Below are 22,762 nucleotides of genomic sequence, written 5' to 3' on the forward strand. Positions count from 1 at the left end.
AGGTGCAGACATAGAAGCTCACATCGGCTCACAGACTCCGCAGCCGATAGCCGATCGCTCACCACTCCGCCAGATGGGATCTCTTTGCCGCTTACAAACGTTTGACTGTCAGAGCCATTGTTCGTGGGTCGGCCGCGGATGCGTGCGGTTGGGTTGCCGATCTGGCTTGTACATGTGATCGTACGAACTGTCGCTTCGCCGGGAATTTGACTCTTGAGCCTCCACGGCGGCTGATAATCGGCTAGCTCTCAGTAAGCTGACAGAGAGGCACCGAGCGGCTGCGATCCGCTCTTGTTCGGCCTACCTCTGACGGTACGGTGCGTGCCGGCCGTCCGCTTGCAGTGGTGGGCCTGGATTGCCGTTCTGCGTCGTCCCTTCAAGGACGAGCGACAGCCTGAGATTGTTCCTCAACATCGGATTTTCTGGGTCAATTGCCAGAGCTTGGCGGTATAGCGTTTGCGCCTCGTGATGGCGGCCCTCGTGATCGAGCACAACACCTTTGGCATTCAACGCGCGCAGGTCGCCCGGTGCTGCAAGCAAGATGTTGTCGAGCACCTCAAGCGCCTCATCAGGGCTTTCACGCATCAGCAGGGCTCGTGCAAGAGGAATCGCCGCATCGACATTGTCCGGTCGTTGCTTCAGCGCGTCGCGCAAAGCCTTCTCGTCAGCATCGCGACTGAGGGCGTGAGAGATGCGCTCGCGCATCGCTGGATCGACCTCCTTGGCCCCAACCAGCTCTGCCGTAGACGTCGGCTGCTCTGAAAGACCGGACTTGTGCGAGTTAGCGCAACCCGCGAGCAGCATGATGGCCAGCATGGGGAGAAAGCCCGAGCACGAATGACGACGAAAGTTACGGCAGCGCCGCAGATCATTAAGCTTACATGAATTCATACGCGGCCTCACGACCCCACACCTTTGCTCGTCAGCCGACCGCAGGGAGGAGGTCACGATGCCCGCCTGTAGGTGTCTTGTCCTTGCCAGGCGCAAGTTTGACCGAGCCAATCGGCTGGACGGTGAAATCCGAGGCGAGATCCTGATACGAGAGAACAGGTAGGTCTATTCCATTGCGGGTGAGAAAGCCGCGGACGAAGCGCCGAATATCCATCGAGCCCAGGATAACTGGCTGGTTCTGACTGCGCGCGATGCTCGAATGGATCTTGCGAAACTGTGCAAGCAGCATCTCGCTTTGCCGATCCTCCAAAACGAGGTAGGGTCCGACAGCGGTCTCGCGCACCGCACTGCGCACGATATCCTCGGTCTCACGCTCGACGATAAAGGCCGCCACAACACGATGGGCGTTGGCATAGCGATGACAGATTTGCCGCTTCAGAGCGGAGCGCACATATTCGGTGAGCAGTACGGCATTTTGCTCCCGTTCGCTCCATTCCGCAAGCGCCTCCAAAACCAGACGGGTGTTCCGGATCGGGATGCCCTCGTCGAGCAAACGACGTAGGACATCCGCGATGCGAGGGATCGGTGTCGTGCGCAGCACCTCTTTCACCAGATCGGCATATTCCTGTTCCATCCGGCCGAGCAACTGACGCGTTTCCTGAATGCCCACCAAGCGCTGTGCATAGCGTGTCAACGTCGACTGGACGCGCAAGGCGATGATTTCGCTTGGACGGTGGTGCCCTATTCCGGCAGCTTTGAGAGCAGGCGCATGGCCTTGTTCGATCCAGGTCCGATTCGTGTCTGGGTCTTGCCAAAAGGGGATCCCGCTCAAATCAATGTTCGCTACGTCGTCGTTAAGTAAGAGTTGTGTCGGGTCAATTGCGCCCTCTTCCACGGGCACTCCTTCGACATCCACCCTGAATTGCGATTGGGCCAGGTGCTTTGCGCTTTGGGCGGGAATGCGTGGGATTGTGATGCCAAGATCAGCTGAAACCAGTGCCGAAGCCCGAGCGACGCACTGCTCGAGTTCCCGTACGTCGATTGCCTGCATCAGGCTCGGCGCAAGCAACAGCGTAATCGGAAGTGCCTCCGCGGGCACTGCTTGCTTCTGACCCTGCGCGGAAGCGGGAGCCGAACCGGTGGGACCGACGCCGGCGTTGGGAGCGGTCTTGCCCTCTTGCACGCCAACCTTGAGAAAGCTGGCGGCGGAGAAGAGCGCGGCCAGTATGACAAAAGGGGGCAAAGGGAAACCAGGAATGAGCCCCATCACAAGCAAGACACAGGAGGCCAGGCGTAGCGCTTGTGCGCTGGCCGTAAGTTGGTTGACGATATCGGCGCCAAGATTGAGTTTGGAAGGACCGTTGACACGAGTGACAATGGTTGCGGCGGTAATTGACAGCAGCAGGGCCGGAATCTGCGAAATGAGCGCATCACCGATCGTCAGGATGGTGTATTGATGCATCGCCTCCTCGAGGGACATGCCCTTGGAGAGTGATCCGATCGTGATGCCACCCAGCATGTTGATGCAGATGACTATGAGTCCGGCTATGGCATCGCCCTTAACGAATTTCATAGCGCCGTCCATCGCGCCGTGCAGTTGGCTTTCTCGCTCCAGCGCGCCGCGCCGGCTGCGGGCTTCGTGCTGATCGATATGGCCGTTGCGCAGCTCCGCGTCGATGGCCATCTGCTTGCCCGGTAGCGCATCGAGCGTGAAGCGCGCCGACACCTCCGCCACCCGTTCGGCGCCCTTGGCGAGAACCATGAACTGCACCATGGTCACGATCAGGAATATGACAATGCCTACGGCGATGTTGCCGGATATGACGAAATCGCCGAAGGTATGGATGATGCTGCCGGCATCGCCCTCGGCTAGGATCAGTCGCGTCGTTGCGACGGTAAGAGCGAGACGAAAGACGGTGGAAATCAGGATGACGCCCGGCAGGGACGAAAAGTCGAGCGGCGTGTTGAGATACAGGGCTACCATCAACAGCAATATGGCAAACCCCAGATTGAAGCCGATCAGCATATCGATCACGACGATCGGGATCGGCAGGATCATCATTCCGATCGCCAGAAGAAGCATCAACGCGACCATCAAGTCCGAGTGAGCCGGCGCGCGCGTGATGAGATTTCGTAGAAGGTTGGCCATGAGAAGCCTTATTGTTGTTCGATTGCAGCTGTGCTGCCCCGCAACAAAACATAACGTTTGAAGACGGCTCGCGCTTCGGTCATGCGGCCAGTGTGACGCAGGGCGTGGCTGCGCATCAGCATTAACGGCAGACACGAAGACGGCTCGTCATCCAGTTTGTCAAGCTTGTCCAATACCGACAGTGCTTCGTTACCGCGACGCTCCGAGATGAGAGCGTAGGCTAGGATGCGGAGCAGGCCGATGTCTTGAGACTGCTCGTGAGCAACCAGCCGCAACAGAGTCAGGCTCTTGGCGCTCTGTCCGCACGCAAGGTAAATATAAGAAAGCACGCAGAGCAAATCTCGCTCCGGCCCGGAGATCAGCTCGACAACGCCGGTTTCGGAAACGATTGGAGGCTGTGTGGATGTGAAGTGTTGCACTTTGTCTGGCCCGGCCATTGCTAGCCTTTGATCAGGCCGTTGTGACTCTGTCGGAGTAGGATCAATCGCTGCAGCTCCAGTTGCAGCAGCGCTGCCCCTTCACGTGACACCAAATCCTCTGGCGCGGCTGATAGGGTATCAGCCAAACGCTCCAAAAGGAGGCCGTGTTGCTCTGGACGCAGAACATGCGAATGACGTAAGCGCGGCGTCACGAAGGAGAGCAGACTGTGCGCGAGATTGGGCTCATTAAGCCAAGCAAGTTCCGAGCCCGGCTCGATTTGATCTGGCCGGGCGGGCGCCTCGTCGAGATTGATGCGTGAAACTGCATCAATCGAACTGAGCTCCAGCGCGCTCTCGATCGTGGTGTCCACCAACCGATCCGGCATGTCGCTGTGACGAGAAATTGAGGTGTGGCTCTTGTTATCAATACCACGTGTCCGATCAATCTCGATGGACTTGGCTCGAGAATTAGCCGGCGTGTTGACAGATGCATGATGATCAACGTTTGGCTCCTGAAAAGAGGTGCCAGGCTCGACGGGATTCGGGGGCAGCCCAGTCATGGCAGTTTGCTTCCTTACCTGCGACCTAAAACGCTAATAGGGTAGAGTGGCAAGCCGGCCATCACGGCTCAGCAGAACACGCCCGTCCTCAATCCCGCAGACGGTCCATCCATTGCTCAAGAGCGCGCCGACGAAGTACTTTTGACCAGCAATGACAATATAGGGGTGGCTCCCCCGCCAAACAGCCTGGACCCCAATTGTGGGGGGCGTCTTCTCATCTTTGATGGCGACCGCATTGATGAGCGTATAAGCGCCATTGCTAGTATGATCAAACCGCTGCTGAACGTCTCGCCATGTGGCGAGCAAGGCGGGCGTAACGGTGCCGTTGGCGGTGACAACGCCCGCCCCAGAGCCGACCTTGATGCCGACAAGGCCCGCTCCGTCAACTTCCTCTTGCAGTCGCTCGGCAGCTGCCTCGGTGGCGAGAGCATCAGGAGCGCTGAGCGCCAGCTTGGGTTCAATGTCGGTAGCTGGAGACGACGGACTCGACGCTATGGTGGTGTCGGTCTGCACAAAACCGGCTGAGACTGCGCCAACAACGGCAGAGCTGATCAGGATCAAAGCGAGAACGGCGAGCGATATACGCCGGCGGTCGATAGAGCCAGCTTGTTTGTAGTCTTCGATCGTCCAGCGAATGGACATCGCCCCGGCACGCAAAACGACAGGAAGGGGGACAACAATGGGCTCATTCGGTAGAACAGTCTCGTGTCCCTCGATCCTGACATCCCTTGCAAGGGCCTCGATCTCGATTGAATTGGAATGCGGGATGACACGAAGATGGTGCGGTTCGAGGCCTTGTTCGACGAAGATTAGGTCTGCATCGAGACTGCTGCCAATCAGACACGATCCGCCTCTCACTTTGCTTGTCAGCCCGGAATAACTCCCCGACAGCACTTCGAACTGCGGGCAATTCGGTTCATTCACGGTCGGTTTCCTGAACAGCGAACGGGACCGTACGGCAGAACCGTACGGCCCGTTGCGACTTCACAGTCTAAGCAGCCGGGGAAAGTGGGGCGGCGACGTCGCCCCACTCATCCCTTACTGCACCCGCTCATCGGCCGCTTTTTTGACAGTCGAAAGCTCGGTCGAGACGACGCGAAGCTCCACATCCCTCTCAGCAGCCTTTGTGCTGGTCAAAGTCAGAGCGGCGATTTGCCGTTGGAATGCCGCCTCTCCAGCAGCTTCAGCAGCCGTGGAAGCGGCTGCAGCAGTAGCGGTGCCGGCTGCCCCACCTGCAGTCGAGGTATGAGACGCACCAACATTGTTAGCCATACTATTCTCCTGTGTGCTCGAATTTAGCCGCCACGTGCGGCTCCTATTTCCTAAAGTCGCAACATGCGACGTCAGGAATCCTCCTCTGTCTCGGCCATGACATCGTCGAAATGGCTCATTGCACTATTCGCAAGTTGGAGAGCAGCGGCTCCTAGAGCGACGTTGAACGCTTGCTGCATAGCGGCTTCATGCGAGTTACCGCCCGGAGTGGACGCGCCGCCGTTTACGGGAATGTTTGCATCAGGCGATCGGTCAGAATCACCGCGCTCGCCAGGCTTGTGAGATCCCTTTTTGCCGCCGCTTTTGCCGCCAGCGGCATGGAGGTCAGCATCAACATGCCCAGCGGCGCTAGAGCTCGTAACGCGCATCGGGTTCTCCTCTGGTTTAATTCGATGTGCCAATGGAGGCAGTTTCCACCGTCCACTATGCAAGGCTTAGCTTTCGACAAGCTGACGAGCCTGGAAAATGCAATGAGCCGATCGTCGATCGTCATTAAACGTCGTCACCAGCAGATTATTTGAAAGGTTGCCGGCGAAAGCTGGAGATCAGATAATTAAGACAAACGATCGTTTGTGGAGCTTGATCGGGTGAGCACGTTGCTCTTCGCTTCGAAAGCTTTCAATAGGCGAAATATCAAAGCCACTACTAATAAAGGCGTTGGGGACTGACGTGCTGCAACCTCGGGCTCACGTTCCTTGCGACGCCTCCGAGCGTTTTCGGCAATTTGCATGCGGTGTGGCGAAGCGGCACGGAGCTTGACCTGGTCGGGAGCGAGGCGGAAGTCAAGCGTGACGCCTCAGTCAGGGCCAGAGCGGTCCACCGGCCGCTGGCGGGTTCATGGCAGATCCGTCAATCGCGCCCCACTTTCACGGAGACCGAGCAGGAGCCCGCCACTCGACAAAGCGCCCCTCGGTTCTTACCGCTCGGAATCGATGTGCTCTCGATCGTGCGCAATCGGCAGGCTCCGCGGGTGCGGTCGGTCTGTCGCGTAGTGTTAATGCATCGCGCTGTCGACAGGCGGCGTATGCAATCTATGGAACCTCACAGCGGCAGACTGGGCTTCAGGTCGGATTCCGCCGATCGAGTGCGGCCAAGTAGTTTGTGCGCAGTGAAGGGCCGAAAAGTTCGTCGGATTCCGGGGCGGTCTCAAGGATGCTGGTAGAGCTTGCGCGACCTATCGCTCGGCAGAGAGGCCCGATCGCGCGGAGGCCGCGCAGGCTCCGTTTCCAGCGTGATCCTGAGAGGGTAGCGTCGCTCCGCCTAGGCGTAAGCGCCTGCAGCTTGCAAGCGCTCGGACTCGATGCGAGCCTTCAGGTTACTCAGGTAATCCTCCGCGTAGGACTGGGCCACTGAAACCGGCAGGTTGATGCCGGCGGTCGCGGCTTCTTGAATTGCCTGCTTCACCAAGCCTTCTCGCATTGCTAATTTGACCTCAGGTCCGGCGATGCAGCCCACCGCCTGTGCCGCAAGGTTCAGCCCGGCTTCTTCCAGCGCTTGCTTTATGTTGCCACCACTGATCGCAGTGTGAAGAAGATTTGCTGCTTGCGCCTCGGCTTCGAGCACCATTGACGCCAGATCGGCCAATTCACCCAAGCCTGGAATGAAGCCAAGTACACCGACTGCTGTCGCGGCCCAGTCGAGTACCTTAGAGCCAGCTTTGAGCACGTCATTAAGTGCGTGCATGAAGGCGCCACCGTTCTTTTTGGTGGATTTGATATCGGGCTGGTCTGTCACGCCCATCGCCATGTCCCCGACTGCGTCTTGCTCAGCAGGCGTTCGGGCGGCATGCGTCTTCACCTGGTGAACGGTGCGGTTCGCACCCGACATGTTGTTGAAGAATTGTTTGAAGTCGCTGTTGCTGATGTTGCCGGAATCGACCGTATGCCCGCCGCCGAAGTCGAAGAACTTGTGGTGGGTTTTGTAGCCCGTAATCGCGTTGTTCATCAACCCGAACAACACAGGATCGGAGAGCAGCTGGGAGGCCGCCTTTCGCACCTCGGGCGCGAGGCTATTATCATCGACCATGCTCGCCAGCTTTTCCCGGGTCAGGTCACCCTTCCCGAAGAAAGCGTTTTGGTTCTTGCCGATCGCATTGAGCGTATCGAGCTCGGTTTGCGTAAGATTCATCGATGATGAAGCAACCTGCAGGAAGTCCTCTTTGTGAACCTTGTCTATCGAGCCACCGTACAATTGCTTCCATTCATCCGAGTGGTCGAGGAAGTATTGAGCGGCCGCGAGGAGCTGTGGCGGACATTTGCCGGTTTTAGCTTCGCCGTCGACGATCCGCTTGAAATCCGCAAGGCTCAGGTTCTTAGGCAGGTTGTCGGAATAGCGATAGAGCTCGTGCAATGCATCGGTCTGGGTCATAACCGATGGCTCGCCGTTCCGGGTGCCGTCGGATGGGATGTAGTTTTGCGTGTAGCTCTTTGCGCGCTGCTCCTGGAAAGCAGCAACCTGAGGGTGGTGATCGGAGAAGCCGGAGAGATCACCCGCTTTGATCTTCCCGCCGCAGCGGCCGTCACCTTGCGAGCCTATCGCATAGAAGAGCTCTGGGTCCTGTTGCAGGGCCTCGATCGCCGCCTTTAGATCCGGCGGGGTGGCGGGATCGTTGGCCAAATCTCCGAGAGATTTCCAATCCAGAGGGCATTTGTCTTTGTGTCGGTTCAGCACCGACACAGTCTGCAGCTCGGCATCAGTCAGCGTGCCCCTGTTCCACGTGATCCTGGAGCTTTGTACGGGTGCCTCTGCAATCTTCGGGGTGCTCGCAGCGGAGGAGGACTCGGTGGAGGATGGCTCTGGGGCCTGCTGACATGCGTCCAGCGCGGCCTTGATCTCCGGCGGCAGGATGTTCCGCACCTCCTGCGTGAGCTCCTCCGTCAGCTGCTTGGTTGAGTCTGCAGCCGCCGGATCCTGTGGTGTGGAACGGTCATCGGCATTGTCTTTCAACGAGAAACTAGCCAGCATCGCCTCGAAGCTTGAAAGATCCCGCGCCGATGAGGGCCCGGGGGCCAGTCCGGACAAAGTCGAGCTGGCAGTTAGCGATAGGTTGTTGACTGACATCATATGTCCTCTGATTTGAGATCGCACCACAAGCCGGTCGTGTGGCGCAGCCCGAGAATCGCGACGAACAACGAGCAAGAAATGACGATAGGCTTAGATGGCTCCCACCACTTGCTTCCGATTGCTCAGTGCGCCCCCAAGCGCTCAGTTCCGCTACAATCTATAGGCACATCGCCCGTCTAGATATTCACGCCGTATGGTAGGTTCGATTAGCTTTCCAAAAGCTGACGGCGCTCAGACGTTTTCACAACGCGACGCGAAATGACAGTGTGAAAAGGCGCTGATGGGTTCTCGAGAGCGCAATCGGCTTGCTTGTTATGCCCGATCGCTCCCCTCGGTGTCCGAGCGCATCCAAGCGCAGCTGCGCTTGGCGTTTCATCATGTCATCAAGCTTAGCCGCTCGGCGAGTGTTCGCTCGAACCTAATGGCCAAAGGGCAGGGTCTAGAAATGGTTTGAGACGAATAAAACCTTCTTCTCGCCATTGCGCTGCGTGAGGCATACCCAGGATGGTGAACGTGGTTGTCCGGGCAGCCCAGGTCGGTATGAGATCGCGGCTTCTTTGCATTTCGATCTGAGCAGGCGTAGGGCATAAACACACAGGGCATAAACACACGCATTGCATCTCTTCCTAGGCCATCTGTCGTCATCAGGTCATTTCTCACCTGCATCGGGTGTATGGACCACGCGGTCTTGATGTGGAATCTTCGACGACGGAGCGTCATTCGGTCGTCCGTCGCGAATGACCACGCTGGAGGATCCCCGAAATAGCATCAAAACCGACTCGTGCGGCGGCTTTTCGGCACCGCTCGGACTTCGCCGTGCCTGTGCCTCCGCCGCAAGTCCTTTGAGTGTTTGCTCCACAAGCGCGACAAAACGGGGTGGACCAGAGGCGAAGACGAGGCCATCTCCCGGTACGGCTCTCACGATGTAACGCTCGTCGAAGATGTTGAGCGCATCGAGTGCCGCCTTGAACGCATCAAAGCTGATTGGACTCAAGACCAAAAGGCGGCTTTGCGCCTCGTGCGCGTCGGATACATAGAGCACGAGCCCATCGTAGTACCATTGAAGATTGTAGAGATTGATCAAGCGTTCGAGGAACTCTCGCGGTGGGAGATCCGGCATTCGCCCGCGAATCCGCCCCTTCACCCCGGTGCTGACATTGACTCTGATGTTTAGGTTGTTGCCGAATTCCTGCAGTGCGGCCGCGAGGTCCTGATCCAGAACTGTGTAACTATAAGGCGTCGATGGCAGCGCCAGGGGAGCGCCGAGCGCCTCGACGACGCCCGAGCAAATGAAAACACCAGCATAGAGAACTTTCTTCAAGTTGTGCAGCCTTGTGGATGGAGTGAGCATTTCAGCTATTTTACACTTCTGAACAAGCACCGGAATTCGTCCAAAAATTTGAAAGCCGATGCTTCGTCCCAAATTGGAATCTGGCCGTAATCATTAGATGACAGATGCTCGTCAGTTTTTGGTCAGCTTGCTTCTCTAAAGTGCCGGCCCGTTCGTGTGAACGGATGGCTCATCTCACTACGTGACAGAAATGATTTCCTCCATGTTGTTTGGCATTACGTCGATGTCTGCCAGCTCCGTCGAATGTGCCTCCAGCGGATGTTCGCCGGCACGCGCCCAGTTTGACGAGAGTCTTGCGCAGGCGGCCTCGAACAAAGGTGCTGCCTCTTCTGTGACGGAGCGCGCGCTAGATCCATCGCGGCCGGAAGTGCAGCGCGCAGTTACGCCGGCGAGCCCGCTCGGCGATCGCGTCCTTCAGAGCATTTCTGCTATCCACAACGGCAAACCATTTCCGACGGGTGCAGTTTCGCCGTCGATCGTCGACGAGCCTGATCCTACGAAGAGTCTCCAGCTTGGGCCGGCAGCGCAACCAGTCTTGCGTGTACAGCAACTCGAGGTACATCCAGCGGGCAAACCGGAGGGCGCTGATCATTTCGACTCGGCGCTGGCGAATCTGCGGGATGTCTACAACGGCGTCATCCAGGTTTCGCTCCTCTCCAAGGGAACAGGTGCTGTCAGTTCATCTCTGAACAAGCTTCTATCGGCGGGCTGAGCGGGCCGTTGGCTGTCTTGACGAAAGACAAGATCGGTAACGGCTGTCCCGCGAGGAAGCGGCTTTATACTCTCGTCCTGCTGCCGCTTTTGCTGACCCTCGCCGGCTGCAAAGCTGATCTGTATACCAAAGTTCAGGAGCGCGAAGCCAACGAGATGCTCGGGCTGCTCCTGAGCAAGGGCGTCGATGCCATCCGTGTCGTTGGTAAGGATGGGACGAGCACAATTCAGGTGGAAGAAAAGCAGCTCGTCTACTCGATCGAGCTGCTGAATGACCAGGGCTTGCCGCGCCAACCCTTCAAGAGCCTTGGTGAGGTGTTCAAGGGGGCGGGCCTCGTGGCCTCTCCGGTTGAGGAGCGAGCCCGCTACGTCTATGCTCTCAGTGAAGAACTGTCGCGCACCATCAGCGATATCGATGGGGTTCTCTCCGCCCGTGTTCATGTCGTTCTGCCGAAGAATGATCTTTTGCGACAGGATGCAACCCCCTCCTCGGCGTCGGTGTTCATTCGACACGCCTCGAACGCGAAGCTCTCAGCCTTGCTGCCGCAGATCAAAATGCTCGTCGCCAACAGCATCGAAGGTTTATCATACGACAAGGTGGCGGTCGTGTTCGTGCCGGTTGAGCGGGCTCAGCATCAGGTCTCCGTTTTGCCCGCGGCAGCTTCCGCCGAACCAACCAAGTTCATCGCAACCCACATTGCGATCGGTGCAGGAGGTGCGCTCGCCGCGTTGGCCATTCTATGTTACGTGCTGCTGAGCACACGTGGGCGACAGCTTCGTCAATCCTGGCGCAAGGTGACAAGTCTCGGCAGAGATGCCGGCAAGCCAGCGGTCCAGTCCGCCGGCAAAAAGCTCTCCTCCGATCCGAAATAGTGCAGCAGGTCCGTATCGATGGCGTCCACTGACCCAAATTATTCACTCAACCCGCATTCCGATCGCCTGCGCGAGCTTGCCGCTTTGATCCATCCCAGCCGATTTGCCGGCCATCTTGATGGGCTCGTGTCGGCCGCCACAGTGCTGCAGTTGCAGAAGGCTCCGAGACTTCAGCAAAGACTGGTCGAATTTCTGCTAGGCAGTGAGCTGGTCTCGAACGGAATCGACTGGGATAGGGACGTTCTGCTCGGGCATGATCCGCGTCGGGCAGCGCTGCTCGCTGGCAGTATCTGGCATGCCCGTTCCGTGCTGAAGCTTGTGTCAAGGGATGATGTGGCGATTCTGATTGAAAATATTGGTGCGGAAGCACATGCTTTCGCAATCCGACACTCATCCAGCGCCGTCGCAACCACATCGATTGACGCTCCGCAGAAGCTGGCGAGCCAGATTGAACATGACGGATGTGCCTGCCTTGGCGCTTGGCTCAAGGACGCGTCAGAGCTTGACCGTGTGCGCGTTCTTTTCCGCCTACCTCTGGGGACCTCCGCCGAATCCCCAGCAGCCGAACATTACAACTCAGCGGGTCCGTTACTGTCTTTGGTAGTGGCCCACTTGGCCACGGAGGAGCCTGCGGCATGACGGACAATGAAACAGCCTTGCCAGATAGCCCGCGGGTACGGCCGCTTGGTCCGCTCATACCAGCCGCGGAACTTGGTATCTGGTACGATGCGGTGCAGACGCGCGCGCTAGCCGAGCGATACCTGCGGCAGGTTCGCAGTTGGGCAAGGAAAGCCTATCATCAGGAGCGGGAGCGCGGGCACTGCGAGGGTCTTAGGTCAGGCTCGGACGAAATGGCACAGCTGATCGCCCAAGTTGCTTCCGATGTGGCCCGGCGAAAAGCCGTTCTGCAACAGGAGTTGCCACAGCTCGTCATTGAGATATTGAGCGATTTATTGGGCTCCTTTGATCCGGGTGAGATGTTGGTAAGGACCGTTCGTCACGCCGTCGAGCAAAGATATGGCAGCGCAGAAGTATGCCTTCACGTGTCTCCAGTGAACGCTGATGCATTAAGACAAGAATTTCTGGCGTTCGATGGAACGGATGGTCGGCCGAAAGTCAGAATTGATCCGGACCCGGCCGTAGCGCCGGACCAGTGCGTTCTGTGGAGCGAGTTCGGCAGTGTCGATTTAGGGCTTGCCGCGCAGCTTCGCACATTGCGTCTCGGCCTTAATCCATCTTCTCAGGAAACCTATCGTGACGACGCAACGATCGGGCAATGATCAAACGGCCGGAGAAGGAGACGTGCATGCGGCGATGGCATCTTTAAGAATCGCAGCAAAGGACGTCGATACACGTGCCGTGCGGGGACGCATCACGCGTGCGATCGGCACCTTGCTCCAAGCCGTGTTGCCAGGGGCTCGTGTCGGAGAACTTTGCCTTTTGCAGGATCACGCTTCCGGATGGTCACTTGAGGCGGAAGTCATCGGTTTGCTGCCGGACGGGGTGTTGCTGACGCCCATTGGCGATACGGTAGGCTTGTCCCACCGCGCGGAAGTGATCCCGACCGGACGCATGCAGGAAGTGTCAGTCGGGCCCGACCTGCTCGGCCGCGTGATCGATAGCTTCGGCCGTCCGCTCGATGGCAAGGGGCCGATAAGGACGGTCCACACTTATCCGCTCCGCGGCAAGGCGCCCAACCCGATGAGGCGGCGTGGCATCGAGCAGCCGTTTCCGCTCGGCGTTCGCGTGCTGGATGGACTTTTGACCTGTGGCGAAGGTCAGCGGATCGGTATCTATGGAGATGCCGGTTGCGGTAAGTCGACGCTGATGTCGCAAATTGTAAAAGGCGCGGCCGCCGATGTCACCGTCGTTGCGCTCATAGGAGAGCGCGGACGCGAGGTGCGTGAATTCATCGAACGTCATATTGGAGATGCCCTCGCTCGCACCATCGTTGTCGTTGAAACATCCGATCGATCGGCAATGGAGCGGGCGCAATGCGCTCATATGGCGACCGCACTCGCCGAGTATTTTCGTGATCAAGGGCTGCAGGTCGTTCTAATGATGGATTCGCTAACGCGCTTTAGCCGTGCGATGCGCGAAATCGGCCTTGCCGCAGGAGAACCTCCCACCCGGCGCGGCTTTCCTCCTTCCGTCTTTGCGCTGCTGCCTGGTCTGTTGGAGCGAGCCGGTATGGCCGAGCGGGGCTCGATCACGGCATTCTATACCGTGCTTGTCGAAGGTGACGGCACGGGCGATCCGATCGCCGAAGAGTCGCGCGGCATTCTCGATGGTCATATCATTCTTTCGCGCGCGCTGGCCTCGCGAGAGCATTTTCCAGCCATCGACGTGCTGTCGAGCCGAAGTCGTGTCATGGATGCAGTCACCTCTGGTCCACATCGCAAGGCGGCATCCGTCTTTCGCGATCTGCTCTCGCGCTACAATGAGGCTGAGTTCTTGATCAAGGTCGGTGAATACAAGCCGGGCAGCGATCCACTGACTGATCGGGCAATCGATTCAATCGAGGAACTGCGCGCGTTCTTGCGCCAGGGACAGGACGAGCCGTCTAGCTTTGAGGAGACCATTTCATGGATGTCGCGTCTGACGGCCTGAATCTCGAGCAAGCGGCGAAATTGCGACTGGTGAAAGACATCAGAGAGCGAAGCGCGCTTCGCGAATTGTCGAACATGGAAGCCAGGCGCCAAATTGCGGTCGATGCGCTGCAGCGAGCGTCTGAGAATCTTAAGGGCGCGGAGAATCGTCGCGCCAAGGTCGAAGCTGAACTTTATCAGGAGCTGGCGTCTCGAGAGACGATGTCCGCGAGCGAGCTCGATCGTCGCTGTCAACTCGTCCTCGGGCGGCTGGCAGCAGAGATCGAATCGGCACGCGATGCGGGTGAGCAGGCGCGCATCGCGCATGAGCAGGCCCGGCAGGCAGTGAATGAGGCGCGGACCATATGGGCCAAGCGTTCGGCGGCAAGCCAGAAATGGCAGGAGATTGAGGGCGATGTCCAGCGCACTACCGCTGTCCGTTCAGAGTTTGCAGCCGAAATCGATGCCGATGATGGGGCTTTGCTCCGATATCAGGGTGGATCGCGCAACCAGGCGGTCGGTGGCTGGAACTAATGGCTGGTTCTCTTATCACATCGCGAGCGGCGCCCGCGGAAACTGTCGGTAAATGCCGTGGTAAACCCCCACTATTTCAGCCAGCGACAAAGCTGTCGCATGAAGTGGTCTTGTGGCTCAACGAGATCGCCGCACCGCGCACGGTTCTGCAGAGCCGCATTGGCGATAAGCCGCTATCGATCCGTATGAGCCGGCTTGTTTGGCACGCCGAGCCACATGCCATGTCGATGCTCGACTGCGTATTTTGCGCCGAAGGTGAGACCGCTGTCTTGTCCTTGCCCCGCCCTCTCGTCGAGGCACTGATTTCAACGCTTCAGTATGGCCTTACTTTACCTTCCGACCCAACCCGCTCGCTTCTTCTCGAACTTGCCCTGGAACCTTGGCTCGCTCCCTTAGAGATCGTGCTCGCGCGGAATTTGCAACTGATCCGCGTCGAAGACGCAACGGCCAAAGACCCCTATTTGGAGCTCGACGTTACTGTCGGGCCGCTGGCGGCCAAGGCTCGCCTGTTCTTGTTCGCGCCTCTTGACGGTCTGGTTCCGTCTGCGTTTCGTGTCTTAGGCGAGTTGATCGGCCAATTACCGCGAGATTTAGGCAAGGTTTCTTCGGAATTGCCGGTCGTAATTGCGAGAGAGATCGGCTCGCTGCGCGCGCCGATCAAGCTTCTTCGTCAAGCACAGCCCGGCGACGCACTGCTGCCCGACGTCATTCCCTTTGCCCATGGCCAGCTCATTCTCGCTGCGGACAAGTTGTGGGCGCCGGCGCAGGTCGCGGGCGACAGACTTATCCTTCGGGGACCATTCCGACTGCAATCCCATCCTCTAAGGTATGCAAATATGACGATACAGCCTCATACGGAGCAAGCAATCCCGCCCTCGGAAGCCGACATCGACAGTGTTGAGATCACGCTTGTGTTCGAATGCGGCCGCTGGCCCATCCCGCTGGGTAGGTTGAGAAGCATCAACGAGGGGCACGTGTTCGAGCTTGGCCGGCAGCTGGACGGTCCGGTCGACATTGTCGCCAACGGTCAATTGATCGGCCGTGGCGACATCGTACGTGTCGGTGAAGCGTTGGGCATCCGGTTACGCAGCAGGTTGGCGGTCAATGGTTGACATTCAACCGAGCATCCTTGCGCTTGTTGCGGCGACCGTCGGTCTTGGCCTGTTGACGTTCGCAGTCGTCACGACGACGGCGTTCATCAAGGTTTCCGTGGTTCTCTTCCTGATCCGCAACGCGCTCGGCACTCAGTCCATACCCCCGAATATCGTTCTGTATGGCGCTGCATTGATCCTTACCGTGTTCATAGACGCCCCGGTATTTGAGCAAACATACAACCGCGTGACCAATGTGCAACTTCGTTACCAAACCGCCGACGACTGGTTGACCGCCGCCAAGGAGGGCAGCGAGCCGCTGCGGGCCCATCTCAAAAAGTTCACCACTGAGGAGCAGCGCACGTTCTTCCTGTCGTCGACGGAACATATCTGGTCACAGGAGATGCGCGGCAACGCAACAGCTGATGATTTTGCGATCCTCGTGCCGTCCTTTTTGATTTCGGAGCTTAAGCGTGCGTTTGAAATCGGTTTCCTTCTCTATCTTCCGTTCATCACCATTGACCTGATTGTGACGACAATTCTGATGGCCATGGGCATGTCAATGGTGTCACCAACAATGATATCCGTTCCTTTCAAGCTTTTTCTGTTCGTCACAATCGACGGCTGGTCGCGGCTCATGCACGGATTGGTCTTAAGCTACGCGTCTCCGGGGAATTGAGATGGACGAGGCCAGCATCCTCACCCACCTGACCCGATCACTGGTCCTGTTCATGATCTGGGTTCTACCGCCGCTCCTGGCAGCCCTCGTGGCCGGATTGGGTATCGGCATCGTGCAGGCAGCAACCCAGCTTCAGGATCAAACCTTGCCGCTTACGGTGAAGCTCCTCGTCGTCGTCGCCGTTCTCGTTCTGTTTGGTCCGGTACTGAGCGCGCCGCTGATCGAGCAGGCCCAGCATATCTTCACTGAGTTCCCCGCGCTCACAGCGAGGTATTAGGGCGCGAAACGCAAGGCTGTCTAGGTTTTAGCTATAGCGCTCGTTTGTCGGCCTTCATTGTGAACGACAAAAGGCGAGTTCGTCAGCTTGTCGAAAGCTCGCCTCACTAGCATGAGACGGATAGATATTCGAACTGTCCTGTTCGGCTCCGTGAGCCTGCCGGAGGAAGAATGACCCATTTCTATCCATTCGATTTGGGTTTGCTCACGTGATGGAATTACCTGCTGAGACCTGGTCCTCGATGCATTTCCTGGCGAGTTGTCGACGCAGGGACGAGCGAATCGCCTTGATTGCAAGCGGCCCCTCGATTCTGTCGTTCTGGTGAATGTGCCTGCGAATGAAGGTGCCGCTCGAGACCGATCTCCATAGACTGCGATACTGTTGGAAGCTTCGAGGTCGTCAGATCTCCAAACCGCGCTGCGGCCGGTGAGAGCGGAAGAAGCTTGGCTTGTAGGCCGCGCAGCGGCGCGGTTTCGCCGGCGCTCTCATCGAATGCGCCGGATGTAGTCATATGGATGGTTGAAGCCGAAGGCATCTGCTCTGGGCGGCCTGTCGCTCTGCAACCGCTGGGACACGAGATCTGCAGAGTTCTTGACGTCTCACATCATGGCGACGCGAGTGCGACGGTGCATTGGCTGAAGGAACGACGAGCTGAGCTCAAATGGATGCCTTGTCACCTACCGAGACGCAAACTCTGATTCAGACTGCTGTCGAGTTCGTCGTGGCCGCCGGACTTGGCGCGGCCCGGGCGCTCGGCATTATGCTGGTTCTTCCGGTATTCACGCGACCGCATATTAGCGGGATGATCCGCGCGAGCGCGACGGTTGTGATTGGAGCGCCTTGCTTGATGCAGATCAGGAACGGCTTGCAGACACTAGATCCGGGCACCCGTATGATTGCCGTCTCGCTCCTCGGTTTGAAGGAGATATTTATCGGCCTGCTGTTCGGTTTTCTGCTTAGTATACCACTTTGGAGCATTCAGGCCGTTGGTGACATCATTGATACCCAGCGCGGCATCTCCAGCCAGGTGGACGATCCTGCCACACGCAGTCAAACCGCTCCGATGGGGCTCTTTCTCGGGACTACCGCGGTTACGATCTTCGTTGTATCAGGAGGTCTGCAGACCATGGTCAGATGCCTCTATGGAAGTTATCTGATCTGGCCCGTGTATCAGCCGCTACCGCCCCTGACCCACCAAGGGGCAATGGAGTTTATCGGACTTCTCGACCATATCATGCATACGACCCTCGTGGTCGCGGGGCCGGTGCTGGCTCTGCTGCTTCTGATCGACGTATCCCTCATGCTGCTCGGGCGCTTTGCGCCGCAAATGAAGCTGAACGATCTCTCTCCGACCATCAAGAATGCCGCCTTTGGCATCATTATGGTCAGCTACGCCGTCTTCCTGATCGAATATATGGGAGCAGAGATCATTCAGTTCAACGGTGCGCTGGACTGGCTCGAGAAGTTCTTGAAATGAACGACACGAGCGAAGAGAAAAACCTTCCACCAAGTCACAAGAAGCTGAGAGACGCGCGTAAGAAAGGGCAGAGCCCGCGCAGCGCCGACTTTGTGACTGCGGCAAGCCTCTGCGCTGGTTTCGGCTGCCTGTGCTTCAGGGCGGGTCCGATCGAAGACGGATGGCGCGAAGCCGTGTGGCTCATCGACAAGCTGCAGGAACAGCCCTTCAACAGTGCGGCCCGACAGGCGTTGGTCGGATTGATGGACCTTTCTATAAGGTCCGCAGCTCCCATCCTAGGTGCGGCGGTGGTTGCCGCGATTCTGGCCGGTGTCTTGGCCGGCGGCGGGCTGACGATTTCGGTTGAGCCACTCAAACCCAGCCTTGAGAAATTGGACCCCGTCAAAGGTCTGAAGCGGATTGTCTCCCACCGGTCCGCCGTGGAGCTTGGAAAGTCTATGGTCAAGGTTGTGGTTCTTGGCGCTACGTTCGTTTTCACTGTGCTCGCAAGTTGGAGGGCACTGGTGTACTTGCCCGTTTGCGATTTGAGCTGCTTTGGTCTTGTCTTTAAAGAGCTCAAAGTGCTGATCGCGATTGCTGCCGGCGCTCTTCTGATTGCCGGCTTGGCCGATCTGCTCATTCAGCGTTGGTTGTTCTTGCGCGACATGCGCATGACGCAGAGCGAAGCCAAGCGCGAGTCCAAGGAACAGGATGGTAATCCGCAGATCAAGGGTGAACACCGCAGGCTCCGTCGGGAGTCGGCGAACGAGTCTCCGCTCGGCATCCATCGGGCGACAGTGATACTGACGGGGCGAGCGACATTGATTGGGCTGCGCTACGTTCGGGGCGAGACCGGCGTCCCGGTACTGGTGTGCCGCGGTGAGGGCGAAACGGCTTCACAGTTACTGGCACTGGCGCGCGCCCAAGGTCTAAGCATTGTCGAGGATCATGTCTTGGCGCGCCAGCTGATCCGAAAAGGTGCGATGGGCAAGGCCGTTCCGATGGAGTGTTTCGAGAGAGCCGCAAAGGCAGTCTTTGCCGCCGGCCTGGTTTAGTCATCGCGCAAAACCGCGATCCGCTCAAATCTCTGGTCAACGACCCAACTCTCTCAGGACCTGATCTGCAAGCTGCACGATCCCAAGAAAAGAGCCGAGCAACGATTGGAGTCCACGAGGCTCGTCGGCCGATTTCAAGGCGACAGATATGCGTAAGAATGCCAACCGGCGTCATGCTGCTCGCGTCTTACGAGCCGCTTATTGGGTTTCTGGCGCAACCCGGTTATGCGCTTCATCCTCCAAATTGCTCCTGCTCCCCGCCGACGTGGCCCCACGTGCGCTGAGGGGACGCACTGCACGATCACCACTGGTCGGCATGACAGCGCCATTTCCCAACAAGTCGCCAGGTTCATTGACCATGACCGCAAGGTTATTGCGGACTGAGCAGCCAAGGGTGGGATTGAAGGAATTGTCGTTCACTGTAGGACCGACGATGGAGAGGGAGGGGCAGACCGGAGGATGGGCTTCGAAAGTGATTGCTTCAATCCTCACCCCGGAACGAGCCCGCAAATCCACACGAGAAGCAGACAGACGGATGTTGTAGGTGGCAACACCCATGGCACGAGCCTCGTGGGCCACCTGTGCAATGAGTCTGGGTGGGCCGATGACACGCATATGGAGGGCATCCCGCCGGCCGCGACTGGTCGCTGCAATAAAGCTTCGCAGCCGACGCCGTTCGGGACCACGAAGGCTCTGCAGGAGCAGTACGCTACTCTTCTGCTCGACCTGGATCTCTTGGTCAGCCGGCGCGGGCTGGATCGAGGCAGTATTTGCGCAGCCCCCCAATGTTGCTCCAATTACGATCGGGTAGCACAAATCTCGCAAAGTCATTTGGCGATCCTCATTCGATAATAAAGCCGGCGCTGCCGGTCATTCCTGGTACGCTGGCGCGAGGCGCATCGCGCTCTCGCGGCGGCCGGGCCACCGTGTTCGTCAAAATCCGCCCTGCGTCTGAGGGCGGTGAGATGCGGTCGCTCGGCGCGCTCAGCCGGTTCGGATTCGGTCCCGGCCGCACGATGTAGGGCGTGACAATAATGACCAGCTCGGTTTCACGTTTTTGAAACGATGACGAGCGAAAAAGCGCGCCCAGGATCGGCACATCGCCGAGCCAGGGAAACTCGCCGATATCAGTGTTGAAGTTGCGCCTGATGAGGCCGCCGATTGCAAAGCTCTGACCGCTGGCGAGCTCGACCACGGTGCTCGCCCGCCGAGTCGAAAGGGCAGGGACCGCCATGCCATTGATTTTGACTTCGCCTTCGCTCGACAATTCGCTGACTTCGGGCTTCACACGGACATTGATCTGATTATTGTTGAGAACCGTCGGAACGAACTCGAGGCTCACGCCGAACTGGCGAAATTGGACGGAAACCTGCCGGTTGTCCTGCATCACCGGAATGGGGAATTCGCCGCCGGCGAGGAAGCTTGCGGATTCGCCGGACATGGCCGTTAGATTCGGCTCAGCCAGGATTGAGGCGAGGTGCTCGCTCGCGAGAGCGTCGAGAACAGCGCTCAGGTTGGTATTGCCGGCGTTAAACCCAATCCCGATCGTGCCGCCGCCGCCGGCCGCGCCGGACCCGCCACCTTTGCCGGTCACAAGGAAAGCGCCGTTTGGGCTCGAGGCCGTGAAGTTGATGTTGAGCTCCTTGACGGCGCTGCGGGAGACTTCTGCCACCCGTACGCTGAGATTCACCTGCAATGAGCCGGCCACCTGGATCTTGTTGACAACCAGCGCTCCCGCGCCAAGAAACTGCTCGGTGACCTTCCTGGCGGTCTCGACGACATCGGCATTAGGCGCAGTACCGCTAAGGATCGCGCCGCGCGGGGTATAGCTGACCTGAATTGGATAGTCCCCGACCTCGGCCTTAAGCGCGGCCCGCAGATCCTCGATCGGTTGAGTGACGATAACACGCAGCTCGGCGAGAGCCTCTCCGTTGTCGTTCAGGGCAAACAGGCTCGTCCGTCCGGCCTTTTTGCCAAACACGAAAATCGTGGTATTCGATGGCGCCTGATAATCCGCAATCGCCGGGTCGGCTATAAAAATGCTCGCAGCCGGTCCGGTCAGATGGACTGTCTTGCCCTGTGAGGAGGTAAGGTTGATCGTGCCCGTGGTGCTGCCAGGCGCCGCACGTGGCGGTTCCCCTCTGCCATCCCGCTTTGTCTGAGCTGTGACAGCAAGCGGAAATAGCAGAGCGAGTGCGCACAGGACATAGCAGGGGCGGGGAAAAGCGGCATAGTGCGAGCCGCTGGCGACCATCGGCGGCTCGCCGGCGTCATTGTTAACCACTTTCAAGGGAGTGCTGCTTTCAAGTTCGATCGGCTAGGCAGCCGATGCTACGGCGATGAGTTCCAGGGTGTAACCGACACCGCGCGCCGTCTTGATCCTCAGCGTTGCACCCGCTTGGCTCAAGTGCGAGCGTAAGCGATAAATCCCGACTTCCAGCGCATTGGTCGAGACCTCATCGTCAAACGCATACAAGCTATCTTCGAGGGATGCGCGCGGCACGGTACGGCCCGCGCGGTTGAGCAGATGTTCAAGAATGCACACTTCCCGGCGCGCAATTCTCAGGATTCGACCACCGATCGAGACCTGTCTCGCGATCGGATCGAAATGCAGATTCCCGAATGTCACAACGGGCGCCATCATTTGCGTTGACCGTCGCAAAATAGCTCGCATGCGGGCAATCAGTTCGTCGATAGACACGGGCTTGGGCAAAAAATCATCCGCGCCCGCATTGAAGATCGCAATCCGCCGGCTAAGATCATTGAGACTGCTCATCATCATAGCCGGCATTGATCGTCCCTCGCGCCGCAACTGCTTCAGCCAGTCCAATCCATCTCCATCGGGCAAAGCCGATTCGAGCAGGACCATGTGGTAGTTCGCGCAATCGAGCGCGACCGCCGCCTCATCCAGCGTGCGTGTCACGTCGAGGGCGAAGCCACATTTTAAGAGCGCTTCCTTCACGTTGCGGGCAAAGTCCGCATGATGATCAACCAGGAGAATTCGCATTCATTGCCTCTCGTCCATCCTCGGCAGGACTTGAGCGTGCCACGCAGACCATGAGATTCGGCGCGACCCAGAGGCTGCCGCTTTGGCGTGAATTCGAAAAGCTGTAAACGACACGCAAGACTTTGTTGGCAGGCGACCCATGTCTGCGCGTCCATCGTCATCGGATAGGTGGCGGCCTGCGGCGGATCGCCTGCGCGGGGGGACGCGGCTCAAAATCTCCCTTACGCCGGCAAGAGCTCTGCAACCTCTCACGAAGCTGAGAGTCCTGGCCGCGCGCTGATGCATCTGTAGGCCGAGCATAGCCGTGCCTGCATGCGCTACACGAGCGCCTGCAGTAGCGATCGTGCCAAACCGCCCGAACGAAACGAAAGCGCAGGCGAGAGCGGCTGTACTTGCCGCCGAACAGACTTCCGAAACCGACATTGGAAACTCCCCAAGTTTGCCTTGACCGCGGTCAGTCCTGCAAGGCTATTGAGCCGTACTGTCGCCAAGTCACGACAACTCAAGTTTTCCGCGTTTGAAGACACTTCACGCGCTATGCATCGACCAATGGCTGGAAGAAGCCGAGATGCGCGACGAAACACGCCCATCGGCGGGATAGACATCTTCTCGATAGCCGGTGATAGCCGAGCAAAACGTCAACTGTCCGGAAGTTCGGTCGCTCCGGAGACGTTCCCCGCCGCAGTCGAGCGAATGCTGCCAACGAACGATAAATAGAGTCCGGCGTTGCTGTCGCGCATTGTCTAAGGTGGTTACGCCGCCTCCCTTTCGTCCGACAGGGTGAAC

The 22,762-nt window shown here is 58.3% G+C and carries 23 protein-coding genes; 11 read left to right on the forward strand and 12 right to left on the reverse strand.

Annotated elements, in window-relative coordinates; translation table 11 throughout:
- Nucleotides 1–300: 300 nt before the first annotated feature.
- The 9 genes from BM190_RS35555 to BM190_RS35595 all read right to left on the reverse strand — a co-directional run bounded on the left by BM190_RS35555 (nt 301) and on the right by BM190_RS35595 (nt 9,705).
- Complete coding sequence (locus tag BM190_RS35555) at nt 301–816, reverse strand: tetratricopeptide repeat protein (protein WP_092262176.1); 516 nt, start codon at nt 814–816, stop codon at nt 301–303.
- 106 nt (nt 817–922) lie between these two features.
- Entirely contained in the window at nt 923–3,040 is a 2,118-nt protein-coding gene (gene sctV / locus BM190_RS35560; RefSeq protein WP_092262177.1) for a type III secretion system export apparatus subunit SctV, read from the reverse strand.
- A gap of 8 nt (nt 3,041–3,048) precedes the next feature.
- Complete coding sequence (gene sctY, locus BM190_RS35565; protein WP_092262178.1) at nt 3,049–3,477, reverse strand: type III secretion apparatus assembly chaperone SctY; 429 nt, start codon at nt 3,475–3,477, stop codon at nt 3,049–3,051.
- Between the two features lie 2 nt (nt 3,478–3,479).
- On the reverse strand, nt 3,480–4,019 hold the full coding sequence (locus tag BM190_RS35570) for a hypothetical protein (protein WP_092262179.1): 540 nt from the start codon (nt 4,017–4,019) through the stop codon (nt 3,480–3,482).
- 33 nt (nt 4,020–4,052) lie between these two features.
- The gene (locus tag BM190_RS35575; protein ID WP_092262180.1) at nt 4,053–4,943 is read right to left on the reverse strand and encodes a SctD/MshK family protein; all 891 of its coding nucleotides are present in this window, start codon (nt 4,941–4,943) and stop codon (nt 4,053–4,055) included.
- Between the two features lie 114 nt (nt 4,944–5,057).
- Nucleotides 5,058–5,291, reverse strand: coding sequence for a nodulation protein NopA (locus BM190_RS35580; protein ID WP_092262181.1), 234 nt, complete (start codon nt 5,289–5,291; stop codon nt 5,058–5,060).
- Between the two features lie 223 nt (nt 5,292–5,514).
- The gene (locus tag BM190_RS35585) at nt 5,515–5,784 is read right to left on the reverse strand and encodes a hypothetical protein (protein WP_092262182.1); all 270 of its coding nucleotides are present in this window, start codon (nt 5,782–5,784) and stop codon (nt 5,515–5,517) included.
- A 767-nt stretch (nt 5,785–6,551) separates the two neighbouring features.
- Nucleotides 6,552–8,351, reverse strand: coding sequence for an HrpF/NolX family T3SS translocon protein (locus BM190_RS35590; RefSeq protein WP_502687018.1), 1,800 nt, complete (start codon nt 8,349–8,351; stop codon nt 6,552–6,554).
- Nucleotides 8,352–9,003: 652 nt separating this feature from the next.
- On the reverse strand, nt 9,004–9,705 hold the full coding sequence (locus BM190_RS35595) for a secretin N-terminal domain-containing protein (protein WP_092262184.1): 702 nt from the start codon (nt 9,703–9,705) through the stop codon (nt 9,004–9,006).
- Between the two features lie 190 nt (nt 9,706–9,895).
- Between BM190_RS35595 and BM190_RS35600 the strand changes: the two genes are divergently transcribed.
- The 11 genes from BM190_RS35600 (at nt 9,896) to BM190_RS35650 (ending at nt 18,969) form a co-directional block, all read left to right on the forward strand.
- Nucleotides 9,896–10,417: a nodulation protein NolB gene (locus BM190_RS35600; protein ID WP_092262185.1), complete on the forward strand. Its 522-nt coding sequence runs from the start codon at nt 9,896–9,898 to the stop codon at nt 10,415–10,417.
- A gap of 32 nt (nt 10,418–10,449) precedes the next feature.
- Nucleotides 10,450–11,289 carry a type III secretion system inner membrane ring lipoprotein SctJ gene (gene sctJ, locus BM190_RS35605; protein ID WP_092262273.1) on the forward strand — a complete coding sequence of 280 codons (840 nt, stop codon included), beginning with the start codon at nt 10,450–10,452 and terminating at the stop codon, nt 11,287–11,289.
- Nucleotides 11,290–11,307: 18 nt separating this feature from the next.
- Nucleotides 11,308–11,928: a nodulation protein NolU gene (locus BM190_RS35610; RefSeq protein WP_092262186.1), complete on the forward strand. Its 621-nt coding sequence runs from the start codon at nt 11,308–11,310 to the stop codon at nt 11,926–11,928.
- Complete coding sequence (gene sctL / locus BM190_RS35615) at nt 11,925–12,569, forward strand: type III secretion system stator protein SctL (RefSeq protein WP_092262187.1); 645 nt, start codon at nt 11,925–11,927, stop codon at nt 12,567–12,569. The genes BM190_RS35610 and sctL overlap by 4 nt, the downstream gene beginning before the upstream one ends.
- A 34-nt stretch (nt 12,570–12,603) precedes the next feature.
- Nucleotides 12,604–13,899 (forward strand): type III secretion system ATPase SctN, encoded by a 1,296-nt coding sequence (gene sctN, locus BM190_RS35620; protein WP_092262188.1) that lies wholly within the window; start codon nt 12,604–12,606, stop codon nt 13,897–13,899.
- On the forward strand, nt 13,875–14,411 hold the full coding sequence (locus BM190_RS35625; protein WP_092262189.1) for a hypothetical protein: 537 nt from the start codon (nt 13,875–13,877) through the stop codon (nt 14,409–14,411). The genes sctN and BM190_RS35625 overlap by 25 nt, the downstream gene beginning before the upstream one ends.
- A 104-nt stretch (nt 14,412–14,515) precedes the next feature.
- Nucleotides 14,516–15,523 (forward strand): type III secretion system cytoplasmic ring protein SctQ, encoded by a 1,008-nt coding sequence (gene sctQ / locus BM190_RS35630; RefSeq protein ID WP_177237495.1) that lies wholly within the window; start codon nt 14,516–14,518, stop codon nt 15,521–15,523.
- On the forward strand, nt 15,516–16,181 hold the full coding sequence (gene sctR / locus BM190_RS35635) for a type III secretion system export apparatus subunit SctR (RefSeq protein ID WP_092262191.1): 666 nt from the start codon (nt 15,516–15,518) through the stop codon (nt 16,179–16,181). The genes sctQ and sctR overlap by 8 nt, the downstream gene beginning before the upstream one ends.
- A gap of 1 nt (nt 16,182) precedes the next feature.
- Nucleotides 16,183–16,458, forward strand: a complete 276-nt coding sequence (locus BM190_RS35640; protein ID WP_092262192.1) for an EscS/YscS/HrcS family type III secretion system export apparatus protein — start codon at nt 16,183–16,185, stop codon at nt 16,456–16,458.
- A gap of 661 nt (nt 16,459–17,119) precedes the next feature.
- A complete protein-coding gene (gene sctT, locus BM190_RS35645) occupies nt 17,120–17,935 on the forward strand; it encodes a type III secretion system export apparatus subunit SctT (protein ID WP_092262193.1) in 816 nt (271 codons plus the stop codon).
- The gene (locus BM190_RS35650; RefSeq protein ID WP_092262194.1) at nt 17,932–18,969 is read left to right on the forward strand and encodes an EscU/YscU/HrcU family type III secretion system export apparatus switch protein; all 1,038 of its coding nucleotides are present in this window, start codon (nt 17,932–17,934) and stop codon (nt 18,967–18,969) included. Before sctT ends, BM190_RS35650 begins: the two co-directional genes overlap by 4 nt.
- Nucleotides 18,970–19,167: 198 nt before the next feature.
- Here BM190_RS35650 and BM190_RS35655 read toward each other — a convergent pair whose 3' ends face one another.
- From BM190_RS35655 to BM190_RS35665, 3 genes are read right to left on the reverse strand one after another with little or no spacing between them, the layout of a single operon-like run.
- Nucleotides 19,168–19,800, reverse strand: a complete 633-nt coding sequence (locus tag BM190_RS35655; RefSeq protein WP_092262195.1) for a CpaD family pilus assembly lipoprotein — start codon at nt 19,798–19,800, stop codon at nt 19,168–19,170.
- Between the two features lie 10 nt (nt 19,801–19,810).
- Nucleotides 19,811–21,259, reverse strand: coding sequence for a type II and III secretion system protein family protein (locus BM190_RS35660; RefSeq protein WP_092262196.1), 1,449 nt, complete (start codon nt 21,257–21,259; stop codon nt 19,811–19,813).
- Nucleotides 21,260–21,286: 27 nt separating this feature from the next.
- Nucleotides 21,287–21,976, reverse strand: a complete 690-nt coding sequence (locus BM190_RS35665; protein WP_092262197.1) for a response regulator — start codon at nt 21,974–21,976, stop codon at nt 21,287–21,289.
- Between the last annotated feature and the right edge of the window lie 786 nt (nt 21,977–22,762).

The sequence above is a fragment of the Bradyrhizobium sp. Rc3b genome, from assembly GCF_900114915.1.
GTDB lineage: Bacteria > Pseudomonadota > Alphaproteobacteria > Rhizobiales > Xanthobacteraceae > Bradyrhizobium.

Coding starts and splice junctions, on each gene's coding strand:
- BM190_RS35585 (WP_092262182.1), bottom strand. CDS start 5,784: ATGACGATCGACGATCGGCTCATTGCATTTTCCAGGCTCGTCAGCTTG.
- BM190_RS35625 (WP_092262189.1), top strand. CDS start 13,875: ATGGATGTCGCGTCTGACGGCCTGAATCTCGAGCAAGCGGCGAAATTG.
- sctN (WP_092262188.1), top strand. CDS start 12,604: ATGGCATCTTTAAGAATCGCAGCAAAGGACGTCGATACACGTGCCGTG.
- BM190_RS35580 (WP_092262181.1), bottom strand. CDS start 5,291: ATGGCTAACAATGTTGGTGCGTCTCATACCTCGACTGCAGGTGGGGCA.
- BM190_RS35610 (WP_092262186.1), top strand. CDS start 11,308: ATGGCGTCCACTGACCCAAATTATTCACTCAACCCGCATTCCGATCGC.
- BM190_RS35640 (WP_092262192.1), top strand. CDS start 16,183: ATGGACGAGGCCAGCATCCTCACCCACCTGACCCGATCACTGGTCCTG.
- sctL (WP_092262187.1), top strand. CDS start 11,925: ATGACGGACAATGAAACAGCCTTGCCAGATAGCCCGCGGGTACGGCCG.
- BM190_RS35595 (WP_092262184.1), bottom strand. CDS start 9,705: ATGCTCACTCCATCCACAAGGCTGCACAACTTGAAGAAAGTTCTCTAT.
- BM190_RS35650 (WP_092262194.1), top strand. CDS start 17,932: ATGAACGACACGAGCGAAGAGAAAAACCTTCCACCAAGTCACAAGAAG.
- sctV (WP_092262177.1), bottom strand. CDS start 3,040: ATGGCCAACCTTCTACGAAATCTCATCACGCGCGCGCCGGCTCACTCG.
- BM190_RS35600 (WP_092262185.1), top strand. CDS start 9,896: ATGATTTCCTCCATGTTGTTTGGCATTACGTCGATGTCTGCCAGCTCC.
- sctT (WP_092262193.1), top strand. CDS start 17,120: ATGGATGCCTTGTCACCTACCGAGACGCAAACTCTGATTCAGACTGCT.
- sctY (WP_092262178.1), bottom strand. CDS start 3,477: ATGGCCGGGCCAGACAAAGTGCAACACTTCACATCCACACAGCCTCCA.
- BM190_RS35665 (WP_092262197.1), bottom strand. CDS start 21,976: ATGCGAATTCTCCTGGTTGATCATCATGCGGACTTTGCCCGCAACGTG.
- sctR (WP_092262191.1), top strand. CDS start 15,516: ATGGTTGACATTCAACCGAGCATCCTTGCGCTTGTTGCGGCGACCGTC.
- BM190_RS35555 (WP_092262176.1), bottom strand. CDS start 816: ATGCTGGCCATCATGCTGCTCGCGGGTTGCGCTAACTCGCACAAGTCC.
- BM190_RS35655 (WP_092262195.1), bottom strand. CDS start 19,800: ATGACTTTGCGAGATTTGTGCTACCCGATCGTAATTGGAGCAACATTG.
- BM190_RS35590 (WP_502687018.1), bottom strand. CDS start 8,351: ATGTCAGTCAACAACCTATCGCTAACTGCCAGCTCGACTTTGTCCGGA.
- BM190_RS35570 (WP_092262179.1), bottom strand. CDS start 4,019: ATGACTGGGCTGCCCCCGAATCCCGTCGAGCCTGGCACCTCTTTTCAG.